Origin of the sequence: Actinophytocola gossypii (genome assembly GCF_025165815.1) — a bacterium.
Classification (GTDB): Bacteria; Actinomycetota; Actinomycetes; order Mycobacteriales; family Pseudonocardiaceae; genus Actinophytocola; species Actinophytocola gossypii.
The window spans coordinates 23,986-37,343 of sequence record NZ_JAFFZE010000022.1 but is presented as its reverse complement, the minus strand read 5'-3'; the positions used below and the strand labels follow the sequence as shown (position 1 = coordinate 37,343).

At 72.7% G+C, this 13,358-nt stretch carries 14 protein-coding genes; 11 read left to right on the top strand and 3 right to left on the bottom strand.

Going from position 1 to position 13,358, the window contains the following annotated elements; genetic code table 11:
* Positions 1-132 precede the first annotated feature (132 nt).
* The 5 genes from JT362_RS27160 to JT362_RS27140 all read left to right on the top strand — a co-directional run bounded on the left by JT362_RS27160 (position 133) and on the right by JT362_RS27140 (position 3,185).
* The gene (locus JT362_RS27160; protein WP_260194632.1) at positions 133-666 is read left to right on the top strand and encodes a hypothetical protein; all 534 of its coding nucleotides are present in this window, start codon (positions 133-135) and stop codon (positions 664-666) included.
* Positions 667-746: 80 nt separating this feature from the next.
* Positions 747-1,013, top strand: coding sequence for a winged helix-turn-helix domain-containing protein (locus tag JT362_RS27155; RefSeq protein WP_260194631.1), 267 nt, complete (start codon positions 747-749; stop codon positions 1,011-1,013).
* Positions 1,010-1,675 carry a class I SAM-dependent methyltransferase gene (locus JT362_RS27150; protein ID WP_260194630.1) on the top strand — a complete coding sequence of 222 codons (666 nt, stop codon included), beginning with the start codon at positions 1,010-1,012 and terminating at the stop codon, positions 1,673-1,675. Before JT362_RS27155 ends, JT362_RS27150 begins: the two co-directional genes overlap by 4 nt.
* A 62-nt stretch (positions 1,676-1,737) precedes the next feature.
* On the top strand, positions 1,738-2,331 hold the full coding sequence (locus JT362_RS27145; protein ID WP_260194629.1) for a redoxin domain-containing protein: 594 nt from the start codon (positions 1,738-1,740) through the stop codon (positions 2,329-2,331).
* Positions 2,328-3,185 (top strand): cytochrome c biogenesis CcdA family protein, encoded by an 858-nt coding sequence (locus JT362_RS27140; RefSeq protein WP_260194628.1) that lies wholly within the window; start codon positions 2,328-2,330, stop codon positions 3,183-3,185. The genes JT362_RS27145 and JT362_RS27140 overlap by 4 nt, the downstream gene beginning before the upstream one ends.
* Here JT362_RS27140 and JT362_RS27135 read toward each other — a convergent pair.
* Positions 3,150-4,955 (bottom strand): HtaA domain-containing protein, encoded by a 1,806-nt coding sequence (locus tag JT362_RS27135; protein WP_260194627.1) that lies wholly within the window; start codon positions 4,953-4,955, stop codon positions 3,150-3,152. The genes JT362_RS27140 and JT362_RS27135 overlap by 36 nt on opposite strands.
* 58 nt (positions 4,956-5,013) lie before the next feature.
* A complete protein-coding gene (locus tag JT362_RS27130) occupies positions 5,014-5,823 on the bottom strand; it encodes a neocarzinostatin apoprotein domain-containing protein (RefSeq protein ID WP_260194626.1) in 810 nt (269 codons plus the stop codon).
* A 70-nt stretch (positions 5,824-5,893) separates the two neighbouring features.
* Here JT362_RS27130 and JT362_RS27125 point away from each other — a divergent pair, with 70 nt between their 5' ends.
* The 6 genes from JT362_RS27125 to lepA all read left to right on the top strand — a co-directional run bounded on the left by JT362_RS27125 (position 5,894) and on the right by lepA (position 11,567).
* The gene (locus JT362_RS27125; protein WP_260194625.1) at positions 5,894-6,568 is read left to right on the top strand and encodes a biliverdin-producing heme oxygenase; all 675 of its coding nucleotides are present in this window, start codon (positions 5,894-5,896) and stop codon (positions 6,566-6,568) included.
* Positions 6,569-6,615: 47 nt separating this feature from the next.
* Positions 6,616-7,572 carry a heme/hemin ABC transporter substrate-binding protein gene (locus JT362_RS27120; RefSeq protein WP_260194624.1) on the top strand — a complete coding sequence of 319 codons (957 nt, stop codon included), beginning with the start codon at positions 6,616-6,618 and terminating at the stop codon, positions 7,570-7,572.
* Positions 7,569-8,636, top strand: a complete 1,068-nt coding sequence (locus JT362_RS27115) for a FecCD family ABC transporter permease (protein WP_260194623.1) — start codon at positions 7,569-7,571, stop codon at positions 8,634-8,636. Before JT362_RS27120 ends, JT362_RS27115 begins: the two co-directional genes overlap by 4 nt.
* Entirely contained in the window at positions 8,633-9,439 is an 807-nt protein-coding gene (locus tag JT362_RS27110) for a heme ABC transporter ATP-binding protein (RefSeq protein WP_260194622.1), read from the top strand. The genes JT362_RS27115 and JT362_RS27110 overlap by 4 nt, the downstream gene beginning before the upstream one ends.
* Positions 9,440-9,484: 45 nt before the next feature.
* Entirely contained in the window at positions 9,485-9,634 is a 150-nt protein-coding gene (locus JT362_RS27105) for a hypothetical protein (RefSeq protein ID WP_260194621.1), read from the top strand.
* A gap of 79 nt (positions 9,635-9,713) precedes the next feature.
* Positions 9,714-11,567 carry a translation elongation factor 4 gene (gene lepA, locus JT362_RS27100; RefSeq protein WP_260194620.1) on the top strand — a complete coding sequence of 618 codons (1,854 nt, stop codon included), beginning with the start codon at positions 9,714-9,716 and terminating at the stop codon, positions 11,565-11,567.
* Between the two features lie 74 nt (positions 11,568-11,641).
* Here lepA and JT362_RS27095 read toward each other — a convergent pair whose 3' ends face one another.
* Entirely contained in the window at positions 11,642-13,261 is a 1,620-nt protein-coding gene (locus JT362_RS27095) for an outer membrane protein assembly factor BamB family protein (protein ID WP_260194619.1), read from the bottom strand.
* Between the last annotated feature and the right edge of the window lie 97 nt (positions 13,262-13,358).

Here is a 13,358-nt window from a genome sequence, read left to right as displayed (position 1 = left end):
ATGTGGGGCCGGTCACGCTACCGCCGGACGCGTACGCCAGGTCCAGCCGAGCATCCGACGTCAACGGGCTCCGTCGTCGCGACCATGGGAGGTGCCGGAGAACCCACGGGAGCGACAGGGAGTGACACGCCAATGAGCGACAGCACCAGGCGCCTTGGCTGGCGGATCGGCCTCGGCGTGGCCGTGGCCGGCGTCGTCAGCGTTGGCGCGTTCGGCATCGCGGCCGCGGCCTCCAACGAGCAGCCCTCCACCGAGCCCGCGCCGAGCGAGCAGGCACCGGACGAGGAGCACGACGGCCCACCGTGGGCCGGGCACGGCGACTGGGGCGGTGGCGGCGGCCCGTTCGGGCTGTTCGCGGCCTTCGACGACCTCAACGTCGAGGACATCTCGCACGCCGAGATCGTCCTGGTGCGGGAGGGCGGCGGCTCGACCACGATGCTGGTGCAGAAGGGCACCGTCACCTCGGCCGACGGCTCGTCGGTCGCGGTGAGGAGCGCGGACGGCTACACCGCGACCTACGCCGTCGACGCCGAGACCAAGGTCAACGGCGACGAGAAGATCGACTCGGTCACCAAGGACGAGCAGGTCCTGGTGGTCGCGCCAGAGGGCGGCGAGAACCCGACCGCCGACATCGTCCTCGACCTCACCGACCTCGGCTGGAAGTAGGACCGTCACCGCACGCCTTCCCGACGCCTCCTGGCGCCGGGGAGGCGTGCACCCGTTTCCCACACGACTCCGGAGTGCTCATGGACGAGCGGCTCTACCTGGTCGGCCGTGCGCTGGCCTCGCGGGAACGGCTGGCGATGCTGTGCGTGCTCGCGGAGCGCAACGCGTCGGCCGGCGAGTTGGTGGCGCGTACCGGCGAGCCGGACGTGCTCGAGCACCTCGAGGTCCTCGGCGCGGCGGGGCTGGTCCGCGCCGGGATCGGGGGTTGTTACGGGCTCGCCTCCCTGGACGTGCTGGCGTTGGTGAACGCGCTGGAGACCATCGCGCGGGGTACAGATGAGGCATGACGTGGGCTTCGGCGACGGGACGGGTGCTGGGGGCGGTCTACGACTTCGGCGTGCGGCGGGAGTGGCTCGCGCGGCCGGTGGGTCGGGTGCTCTGGGGTGCGGATGTGGGGGAGCTGTACGCGGGGATCCGCGCGCTGGGTGAGTTGCCGCCGGGGTCGGCGGTGCTGGACGTGCCGTGCGGGGGCGGGGTGGCGCTGCGGGGGCTGACTGGTGGGGCTTCCGCTGGAAACAGCGCTGTTCGGTACGTCGGTGTGGATCTCTCGCGGGCGATGGTGACGCGGGCGCGGCGGCGGGCGGAGCGGCTCGGGCTCGGTGGGGTGGGGCTGGTCGAGGCGGACATCTCGGCGTTGCCGTTCGGGGACGGCGGGTTCGACGTGTGCGTGTGCTTCAACGGGTTGCACTGCTTGCCCGATCCGGCGGGAGCCGTGCGGGAGATGGTGCGGTGCGTGCGACCCGGGGGACGGCTCGTCGGGGACGTGGTGGTGTCGGGAACGGGGTGGCGGCAGGATCGCGCGATCGGGATCCTGCGGCGGGCGGGGTTGTTCGGGCGTGGGGGCGGCGCGGGGGACCTGGCGGACTGGTTGACCGGCGCCGGGTTGCGGGTGGAACGGATGGCGCGGTCGGGAGCCGTCGTGTACTTCGTGGGCGTCAGCGGTTCGTAAGGGTTTGGTCGCCGGGTGGCACGGCATGATTCGGGGAAACCGAGCCGACCTGGAGGCAGTTGATGACCCGCTCGATTCCGGTGGTCGCCGGCGTGGTGCTCGGCCTGGTGCTCGCCGGGTGCGGGAACGGCGAGACCGGTGACACCGCGGCCCCTCCTGAGCCGAACGTCACCAGCCCGGTCACCAGCGCCGTGACCGGTTCGCCCGCCGCGCCGGCGCCGGACGGGATCTCGGAGCCGCCGGTGCCCGCCGACGACGTGCCCGAGCTGTTGCGGTTCGAGGCCAAGACGATCGACGGTGAGGTGTTCGAGGGGAAGACCCTGTACGGCTCGCCCGCGGTGTTGTGGTTCTGGGCGCCCTGGTGCCCCAACTGCCAGGCCGAGGCGTCGACGATCGCCGACGTCGCCGGCGGTGACGGGGTGCGGTTCGTGGGGGTGGCGGCACAGGACCAGGTGCCCGCCATGCGCGACTTCGTCGACCGGTTCGGGCTCGGGTCGTTCCCGCACCTCGCGGACACGAGCGCCGAGGTGTGGCAGCGGTTCGGCGTCACCTATCAGCCCGCGTACGCCTTTGTGGACTCCTCGGGAGCCGTCGAGGTGGAGACCGACCAGTTGGACGCGGACGAGCTGCGCGACCGCGTGCGTGCTCTGCGGTGACCGGGGACCTGGCGTTCGCGCTCGGGGCGGGCATGCTCGCGACGGTCAACCCGTGCGGGTTCGCGATGTTGCCGGGGTACCTGGCCTTGGTGGTGGGCTCGCGCGGGGTCGGGCGGGCGTTGGCGGCCGCCGGCCTGATGACGCTCGGGTTCGTGGCCGTGTTCGGCGTGTTCGGGCTGATCGGGGCGCCGCTCGCCGGGGCGTTGCAGCGGTGGCTGCCGGTGGTGACGATCGTCGTGGGCGCGGGGCTGGTGGTGTTCGGCGCTCTGCTGGTCGCGGGGCGGGAGCCGAGGGTGCTGGTGCCGAAGCTGAAGCGGGGCGCGCCGAACACCCGGCTGGTGTCGATGGTCGGCTACGGCGTCGCGTTCGCGGTGGCCTCGCTGTCGTGTTCGATCGGGCCGTTCCTGGCGGCGGCGGGGGTCGCGTTGCGGAGCGGGGCGGTGCTGACGTTCGGGGCGTACGCGCTGGGTATGGGGCTGGTGGTGGCGGTGCTCGCGGTCGGCGCGGCCCTGGCCAGTACCGCGGCGGTGGCCGGGCTGCGGCGGGCGATGCCGTACGTGACGCGGGCCGGCGGCGCGTTGCTGGTGGTCACCGGGGTCTACGTCGGCTACTACGGGTACTACGAGTTGCGGTTGTTCCACCTCGGCGGGTCGGCGTCGGACCCGGTGGTGCGGGCGGCCGGGTCGGTGCAGGCGACGCTGGTGTCGTGGTTGGACGCGGTGGGCGCGGTGCCGCTGGTGATCGCCCTGGTGGTGCTGACCGGTGGGGTGTGGGTGGTGCGCCGGCGGTGGTCGACCGCCCACCGCCGGCGCGTCGGTTCAGAGCCGGACCGGGCGGCGGCGGAACAGCAGTAGGCCGGTGCCGAGCAGCACCAGCACCACGCCGCTGGCGAGCATCGGCGCCGGGTCGACGCCCGTGTAGGCGAGGTTCTTCGCCTGCGGTGCCGGGCTCGAGCCGCCACTGCCCGGGGCGTCCGCGGCCGGCGGGGGCAGCGTGGCGCCGTCCATGGCCACGGTGAACGTCAGCGGGTCGAGCTCGGTGCCCTCGGGGTAGAAGCCGGCGAAGCCCTCGGCCCCCTGCGCGGTGAGCGCGGCCGGCACACCGGTGTAGGTGACCACGCCGTCGTCGGTGGTGGGCTCCACCGCGTCGAGGTCCAGGCTCGCGAACACCGCGTCGTCCAGCTCGACGTAGCCGGGGGTCTCCAGGCCCTTGCTGCGCACGTTGAGCAGCAGCTCGGCGGTACCGTCAGTCACCCGCACCTGGGGTTGGGAGAGCGTCAGGTCGAGCAGGCCGTCGTGCCCGGTGAAGCGGACCGAACCGGCGAAGTCGAGCAGGCCGGCCTCGGTGCCGGGGTCGAACGTGCCCTCGGTCAGGTTCTCCCAGCGGAACGGGCCGTCGCCGGTCACGCCGTCCAGGGCCCAGGACCCGTGGGCGATCGGGCCGCGCACGTAGTTCCGGAACGACTCCTTGACACCCCACTCCAGGCGCGCGCCGGTCACCTCTTCCTCGGCCGAGGGCGGCGGAGTGGTGGCCGGCGGGGTGGTCGGCTCGTCCTCGTCGTCGGCGTCGGCGTCGGCGAAGGTCAGGGGGACGAACAGCTCGTGCGCGGCGTTGGTCGCGCCGCCGGCCGCGTAGGTGACGATCCCGCAGGTGCCGGTGCAGGCGGCGACGTCGAGGGCGCCGGTGAAGGTGCCGTCCGCGCCGAGGACGACGTAGTCCTGGTTGGTGCCGGCCGGGTCGAGGACCGCGCGGGACGCGGCGGGCAGCACCCACTTCTGGTCGAGCACGGTGCGGGCCGACGGCGGTGCGCCCTCCGACGGCCGCCACGGATCGCCCAGCTCGGCGAACACCAGGTACACGCCGGTCGACTGGCCGGCGAGCGGCGGGCGGGTGCCGACGTTGGCCGTCGGGTCGAAGCCGCTGCCGGTCACCGTGAGCGTCTCGCCGGCCGGGTCGACGCCGGTGGTCCTGCTGACCGCGATCGCCGGCTCCCAGGTCGGCGCGGGCGCGGTGGTGACCGCGAACGACACCGGGTCGAGGGCGGTCCCCGGTGCGTAGAAGTCGGCGAACGCGGGGGCGCCCGGTTCGGTGAGGGTGGCGGCGATCCCGGTTCCGGTAACGGTGTCGGTGCCGGTCAGGTCCGCCGCGGCGAGGTCGGCGAACTCGACGTCGTCGTAGGTGACGTTCTCGCCGGAGGACAGCGACTTGGACACCACGTCCGCGACCAGCGTGCCGCCGTCCGCGCCGAGCTGGACGCGGATGTCGGAGACGGTCATGAACAGCAGCGGCCCCGACCCGCTGTCGTGTCCGGAGAAGGTGACCGTGCCGCCGAACGCGAGCTCGGCGGTGTCCGCGTCGGAGTCGGCGGTGCCGGTGGCGGACGGGAAGCGGATCGTGCCGTCCGCGTTGCTGGTGGCGCCGCCGGCCGGGGTGATCGAGCCGTGCGCGATCGGGCCGGTGATGTAGTCGCGGAAGGACTCCTTCACGCCCCAGTCCAGGGTGCCGCCGGTGACGGTCGCCGGGGCGGCCTGCGCGCCTGCCGCGGTGCCGACCAGGACACCGAGCGCGCCGAGCGCGATGGTCAGCGCGCCGGCGAGCGGTCTCGCGCGAGTGTGCGTGGTCATGTGGGCTGCCTGCTCCTTCGGGTTCTCGATGGGGACGACAGCTCCGTGGTGGGGTGGGTCAGCTCGGGTCGGTCGGGGTGGCGCGGCCGCGGCGGGCGCGCGGTACGACCAGGACGATCGCGGCCAGCAGCACGGCCGCGGCGCCGCCGATCCACCAGCCCGTGCGGTTGGGCGCGGCGGGGCTGGCGGCCGCCGGGGCGACCTCGGCGGCCGTGGTGGTGCCGGTCGGCGACGGCTCGGTCGTGGTCGTCGTGGTGGTCGTGGTGGTCGTGGTGGTCGTGGTGGTGGTCGTCGCCGGTGCGACGGTGGTGGTCGTCGTCGGCGCCGCGGGCCGGGTCGGTTCCGGTGCCTTCTTCGGTGCGGCCGGGGCGGCGAAGGTCAGGGGGACGCGGGCGTCCTGGGAGCGGTCGGCGGTGCGGGTGTGGTCGGTCCTGGTGACCGCGGCGCAGGTGACCTGCCGGCAGTCGGTGCCGGTGACCGGGTCCACGGCGGCGACGGCGAGGGTCACCGAGAACGAGCCGCCAGGCCCGTACGGGGTGGCGAGGCCGGTGCCGTAGCTCGGCGGGTTCGACGAGATCCAGGCGGAGCCGCCGCCGGCGCCGCTGGTGTCGACGCCGCCGAGGCACGGGGTCGGCACCTGGCCGGGGCCGTTGTCCACGCAGACGGCGACGTAGATGCCCTTGGTCGCGTCGAATCCGGTGCCGCTGACGGTGATCGTGTCGCCGGCCGGGTTCAGGCCCTGGGACTTCGACACGGTGATCCGGGGCGCGGCGGACGCGTGACCGGCGCCGACGAGGAAGGTGATCAGGAAGACGGTGACCGCCAGTACCCGGGCGGTTCGGTTTCTTGGGGCTGGATCGGCGATCACGCGCATGGCATCCTTTTAGGTAAGCCTCAGTTAAGTGAGGCGAGCCTAACTCAAACCGTGCGGGTGGGGTATGACGAATGTTGTGACGCGATCCGACGAGTCCCTTTCGGCTCGGCTGAAGTCCGTGACCTGGGACGAGCACGACCGGACCAACTCGGCGCCGTTCATCGTCGCGCTGATGGACGGCCGGCTCGACCGGGACGCCTATGCCGCGCTGCTCGGCCAGAGCTACCTCTTCTACCGCGAGCTCGAACGGGCCGGCGACGCCTGGCGGAGCGACCCGGTGGTCGGGCCCTTCGTGTCCGACGCGCTGGTCCGCGGCCCCGCGCTCGAGGCCGACCTCGCCTGGCTGCGCGGCGACGGGTGGCGCGACGAGCTCGTGCCGCTGCCGGCCACCCAGCGGTACACCGACCGGATCCGCGCCGTCTGCTTCGATTCGCCGAGTGCGTTCGTCGCCCACCACTACACCCGCTACCTGGGCGACCTGTCCGGCGGTCAGATCGTGCGCAGCAAGCTCCGCAACATCTACGGCCTGACCTCCGACGGCGTTCGGTTCTACCTGTTCGACCAGGTGCCCAAGCCCAAGGTGTTCAAGGACGGCTACCGCGGGCTGCTCGACGAGCTGCGGTGGGACGAGCCGGAACGGGCCGACCTGGTGGCCGAGGTGAACCTGGCGTTCCGGCTCAACCGAGCGGTGTTCGACGACCTGGGCGACGCGCTCGAGGTCGACCTGGCGGGCTCGTGAGACGCCTGGTCCCACTCGTCGCGTTGGTGCTCGCGGGGTGCGGGGGTGTGGCGGGCTCCACCGTGCCGACGTCCCCGCCGGCGACCCTCACGCTGGACGGCCCGGCGACGGCCCGGATCGCGCACGAGGACGTGCGCCCCGTCGACCCGGTCACGCCTCGGTTACCGGTCACCGTCGACTCCTTCGACGGCGAGGCGGTCACGGTGTCCAGTGTGGACCGGATCGTGGCCGTCGACCTGTACGGGACGCTCGGTGAGATCGTGTTCAGCCTCGGCCTCGGCGACGACGTCGTCGGGCGGGACTCCTCGACCGGGTTCCCCAGCGCGGCCGACGTGCCGGTGGTGACCTCCGGCGGGCACGACCTGAACGCCGAGGCGATCCTCGACCTGAACCCGACCGTCGTGCTCACCGACACCAGCATCGGCCCGCCCGAGGTGCCCCAGCAGCTGCGCGCGGCCGGCGTCCCGGTGGTGTTCTTCGATCCGACCCGCACCCTCGACGGCGTGCCGGACCAGATCCGCGCGGTGGCGGCGGCGCTGGGGGTGCCGCCGGCCGGCGACGCGCTCGTGGACCGGGTGACCGGCGAGATCGACGCCGCCCGCGCGCTGGCTCCGACCGGCTCCTCGGCGCCGAGGATCACGTTCCTCTACGTGCGCGGCACCGCGGGCGTGTACCTGATGGCCGGCCCGGATTCCGGTGCGGACGCGATGATCCGCGCGGTCGGCGGGGTCGACGTCGGCACCGACATCGGCCTGGACCAGCCGTTCGTGCCGATCACCAGCGAGGCGCTGCTGAACGCGCGGCCGGACGTGATCCTGGTGCTCAGCAAGGGCCTGGACTCGGTCGGCGGCGTGGACGGGCTGCTGCGTATCCCCGGCGTCGGGCTGACCCCGGCCGGCGAGCACCGGCGGATCGTCGACGTCGACGACACCGACCTGCTCAGCTTCGGCCCCCGCGTCGGCGAGACCATCACGGCCCTGGCGTCCGTGCTGTACGGCTCATGACCGCTGTGTCGCTGCCCGCCGCGAGGACCAGGGTGTGGGTGGGCTGGCCACTGCTGGTCCTGCTGGCCGGTTCGCTCGTGGTGATGACCCTGCTGGCGGCGGGCTCGGGGCAGCTCGCGGTGCCGCCGGACGAGGTGCTCGGCTCGTTCCTGCACGGGATCGGGCTCGACCTCGGGCCGATGCCGAGCCACCCGCAGGGCGACAGCGCGCTGTGGGCGGTGCGGTTCCCCCGGGTCGGGCTGGCCGTCGTGGTCGGGGCGTGCCTGGCGGTCGCCGGGGCGATGCTGCAGGGGGTGTTCGGCAACCCGCTCGCCGAGCCAGCCGTGGTCGGCGTGTCGTCCGGGGCCGCGGTCGGGGCGTGCGCGGTGATCGTCGGCGGCGTGTCGGTGCTCGGCAACTGGACCATCGCGGCGGCGGCGTTCTTCGGTGGGCTGGTCACCACGGTGCTGGTGTACGCGCTGGCCCGCTCCGGCGGGCGGACCGAGGTGGTCACCCTGGTGCTGACCGGGATCGCGGTGAACGCCGTGGCGTTCGGGATCATCGCGTTCCTGACCTTCGTGGCCGATCCGGGGGCCAGGGAGCAGATCGTGTTCTGGCAGCTGGGCAGCCTGAACGGGGCGACCGGACCGGCCGTCGGCGCGGTGCTGCCGCTGGCGGTCGCCGGCATGGTGATCGCCGCGCTGGTCGCGCGCCGGCTGGACCTGCTGGCGCTGGGCGAGGGCCCGGCCAGACACCTCGGGGTGAACGTCGAGCGGCTGCGGCTGGTGGTGGTACTGGCGGTGGCGATGCTGGTGGGTTCGGGGGTGGCGTTCGCGGGGATCGTCGGGTTCGTCGGCCTGGTGGTGCCGCACCTGATCCGGATGATCGCCGGACCCGCGCACGGGCCGCTGCTCGCGGCGAGCGCGCTCGGCGGGGCGCTGGTGCTGGTCAGCGCGGACCTGCTGGCGCGGACGGCGGTGGAGAACGCGGAGCTGCCGCTGGGGATGCTGACGTCGCTGGTGGGTGGGCCGTTCTTCTTCTGGCTGCTGCGCCGGACCCGCAGCCGGCACGGGGGCTGGGCGTGATCGGCCTGCGCCGGCCCCGGGTGCCGGAACCGCACGAGCCCGGCGCCGTGCTGGCCGAGGCCGCCGGGGCGGACGTGGCGCGCGGTCCCCGGCGGGTCCTGCACGGGGTGAGCCTGACCGTCGCCGCCGGCGAGGTGGTGGCGGTGGTCGGGCCGAACGGGGCCGGCAAGTCGACCACCGTCGGCCTGCTCTCCGGGGACCTGCCGGCCGCCGCCGGGACGGTGACCGTCGCCGGCCGCCCGGTCCGGGCGTGGCGGCCCGCGGAGCTGGCGATGCGCCGGGCCGTGCTGCCGCAGTGGACGACGGTGGCCTTCCCGTTCACCGTGACGCAGGTGGTGGCCATGGGTCGCGCGCCGTGGGCCGGCACCGCACTCGCCGACGACGAGACGGCCGTGGCGGAGGCGATGGCCGCGACGGAGGTGACCGGGTTCGCCGCCCGCACGTTCGGCACGCTCTCCGGCGGCGAGCGGGCGCGGGTGGCCCTGGCCAGGGTGCTGGCCCAGCGCGCGCCGCTGCTGCTGCTCGACGAGCCGACCGCCGCGCTCGACCTGCGCCACCAGGACCTGGTCATGCACGTCGCCACCGCGCACGCCCGAGCCGGCGGCGCCGTCCTGGCCGTCCTGCACGACCTGAACCTGGCCGCCGCGCACGCCGACCGCGTCGCCGTGATCGCCGACGGTCGCCTCGTGGCCTGCGGCGAGCCCCGCTCGGTGCTGACGCCGGACCTGCTGACCGAGGTCTACCACCGGGAGATCGAGGTCGTCCCGCATCCCCGCACCGGAGCGCCATTGGTGCTGCCGTGAGCGGAACCGCACGTCGCGCAGGAGCCGGAACCGTATGATTCGGACGTGTGGCGGAACGAGGAAGAGCAGGAGACCACCCCGGTCGAACCGACCAGGGGCGAGCGTGTCGTCGAGCACCTGCTTCGCCACACCGGTGACGTCGACCTGAGCACCGACGAGATCATGGCGCTGACCCGCGGGGAGCCGCCACGGTGACTTGCGACTGGTCCTGCCCCTGACCGCGGGACCGGCATGGGACGATGTGGTGTATCCGTATGACACCCGAGGAACCTGAGTGACTACGTTCGCCGACACGACCTTCACAGATCCTGAGCAGATCAGGAACTTCTGCATCATCGCGCACATCGACCACGGCAAGTCGACGCTGGCCGACCGGATGCTGCAGATCACCGGGGTGGTCGAGGAGCGGCTGATGCGCGCGCAGTACCTCGACCGGATGGACATCGAGCGCGAGCGCGGGATCACGATCAAGGCGCAGAACGTCCGGCTGCCCTGGCAGGTCGGCGGCCGGGACCACGTGCTGCACATGATCGACACCCCGGGCCACGTCGACTTCACCTACGAGGTCTCCCGCGCGCTCGAGGCCTGCGAGGGTGCGATCCTGCTGGTCGACGCCGCGCAGGGGATCGAGGCGCAGACACTCGCGAACCTCTACCTCGCGATGGAGAACGACCTCACCATCATCCCGGTGCTCAACAAGATCGACCTGCCGGCCGCCGAGCCGGAGAAGTACGCCGAGGAGCTCGCGCACATCGTCGGCTGCGAGCCGTCGGACGTGCTGCGGGTCTCCGCCAAGACCGGCAAGGGCGTGCGGGAGCTGCTCAACGAGATCGTCCGGCTGGTGCCGGCGCCGACCGGGTCCGACGACGCCCCGCCCCGCGCGATGATCTTCGACTCGGTCTACGACACCTACCGCGGCGTGGTCACCTACATCCGCGTGGTCGACGGCAAGATCACGCCCCGGCAGCGCATCCGGATGATGTCCACCGGCGCCACGCACGAGCTGCTCGAGGTCGGCATCATCTCCCCGGAGCCGAAGCCGAGCGCCGGCCTGGGCGTCGGCGAGGTCGGCTACCTGATCACCGGGGTGAAGGACGTCCGCCAGTCGAAGGTCGGCGACACGGTGACCAGCGAGCGCCGCAGCGCGGAGGAGCCGCTCGCCGGCTACCAGGAGCCCAAGGCGATGGTCTACTCGGGACTGTACCCGGTGGACGGTTCGGAGTACGCCGACCTGCGCGAGGCACTGGACAAGCTGCGCCTCAACGACGCCGCACTGAGCTACGAGCCGGAGACCTCCGCCGCGCTCGGCTTCGGCTTCCGCTGCGGGTTCCTCGGCCTGCTGCACCTGGAGATCGTGCGTGAGCGGCTGGAGCGGGAGGCGGGCCTCGACCTGATCTCCACCGCACCCAACGTCGTCTACCGGGTCGAGCTGGACGGTCCGGAGGGCGGTGAGACGCACGTGACCAACCCCTCGGACTGGCCGGAGGGCAAGGTCATGTCCGTCTACGAGCCGATCGTGAAGTGCACGGTCATCGCACCGAGCGACTACATCGGCGCGATCATGGAGCTGTGCCAGTCCCGGCGCGGGGTGCTCGGCGGGATGGACTACCTGTCCACCGACCGCGTGGAACTGCGGTACACGCTGCCGCTCGGCGAGATCATCTTCGACTTCTTCGACGCGCTCAAGTCCCGCACCCGCGGCTACGCCTCGCTGGACTACGAGCCGGCCGGCGAGCAGCAGGCCGACCTGGTGAAGGTCGACATCCTGCTGCAGGGCGAGCCGGTGGACGCGTTCTCCGCGATCGTGCATCGCGAGGCGGCGTACGGCTACGGCACGAAGATGGCCACCAAGCTGCGCGAGCTGATCCCGCGCCAGCAGTTCGAGGTCCCGATCCAGGCGGCCATCGGGTCGCGGGTGATCGCCAGGGAGACCGTGCGCGCGATCCGCAAGGACGTCCTCGCCAAGTGCTACGGCGGTGACATCACCCGGAAGCGCAAGCTGCTGGAGAAGCAGAAGGAAGGCAAGAAGCGGATGAAGATGGTGGGCCGCGTCGAGGTCCCCCAGGAGGCGTTCGTGGCCGCGCTGTCCACGGACGAATCGTCCGACAAGGCCAAGACGAAGAAGTAGGGGGCCGTGACCGGCTGCTCCGCGGGAGGGGGTCCCGAGCGAGCCGGTCACGGCCGGTCCGGTCGGCCGGCTGTTCAGTCGGCCAGGGCGAACGCCACGATGTCGACATCACCCATGGTCGCGGTGCGGTGAGTGGCCGAGAAGACGATGAACAGGCCGTCCCGCAGTACCGCCCGGTGGTTGTCCCCGCCGAAGCTGAAGGCGCGGACGGCCTGGAAGAGGTCGTCGTCCTCGTGGGCCTGCTGGCCGATCGGCACCAGCGGCGTCAGGTCACCGGTGGCGGGATCCACCGAGAACACGATCCCCTTGCTGCCGTTGGGGTTCATCGGCTGATAGGCGGCGACGCTGTCGTCGGCGGTCGGCACCAGGCTCAGCGCGCGGCCGTCCACCATGCCGGTGCGCCACGCCTCCTCGCCGGTGTCCAGGTCGAACGCCACCAGCTCGTTGCGGAACTCCGTGCTCTGCATGCCGGGCGACGCCTCCGGTGTGTTGGGGTTGATCTGCTGCGGCGCGGTCGTGAGGATCACCTTGTTGTCCACCACCCGGGCCAACTCGCAGGTGCCGATGGCGTACTGGTTGCAGGCGCTCATGAACCCGCCGCGGACCGCGCCGCCGTCGTAGTCCTCGATCGGGACCGTCTCGCCGGACTCCGGGTGCACCCGCATCAGCTGGTGTTCCCGGCCGCTGTGGCCAACTTCGACCACGAGCGGGTCGAGGGACAGCACGCCGTACACGGGAAGCGCGTCCCCGTCCTCGCCCGGGGGCACCTCCCACTCCCACATCATGTCGAGGTTGGCGTCGAACGCCCGCAGCCGGACGCTGTCGGTGTCGCCTTCTTCGCATTCCGCCTGCGCGAGCAGGGTCTCGCCGAAGAGCCCGACCTTCGTGCTCACGCACGGGTTCTCCGGGTTCGGCATGGCCCGCACCTCGCCGGTGCCGAGGTCGAGCACGCGGACCCCGGCCTCGCTGGGAATCACCACCCGCTCCCCGAACACCACCGGCACGTCGGGGGTGTTCACCTCCGTCCTGCCGACGGGCGGCAGGTCGGTGGTGAACACCTCCTTGCCGGTGGAGATGTCGAGCACGGTGAGGGTGCCGCACTCGTAGCCGGCCTTGTCCGGGTCCTCAGTGGACCGCAGCAACGCCACCCGCGATTCGGAGTGTTCCTGGGACGACGGGCAGTGGTCCTCCATGGTCCCCTCGAGCGGGAACTCCCAGGCCACGTCGCCGGACTTCAGGTCGTAGGCGGCGACCCGGCCGGGCAGCCGGCGTACCAGGTGCTGCTCGGTGACCCAGTGGTCGACCATCCTGATCGCCTCGGGCGCCTCGCCCTGGGGCACCCGCCACGCGGCCTCGGCGACGCCGACCTTGTCGACCCCCGCCTGCCAGTCCTGGGCCGCGGCCGTGTCGGGCAGGTCGTCGCCTCCACCGCGAGTGAAGAACCAGATGCCGCCGGCCACGGCCACCAGCGCCACCACGACGGCGACGACGACGGCGACCCGCCGCCCGCGTCGAGGCGGTCCCGGCGGTGCTCCCGGTGGGTATCCGGGCGGCGCGCCCGGTGGCGGTCCCGGCCAGCCCGGCCCGGCTGGCGGACCGCTCCAGCCAGGCGGCGGTGGCGGGACGTTGCCCTGCCCAGGCCCGTAGTTCTGGTGTGCGTGCGGCCCCGGTGCGGGGTATGGGTTGTGCGTCATGGTTATCCATTCGACAAGGCCAGGACGAAGAAGTAGGGAGGCCGTGACCGGTCGCTCGGAGGGAGGGGGGTCCCGAACGACCTGGTCACGGCCGGTC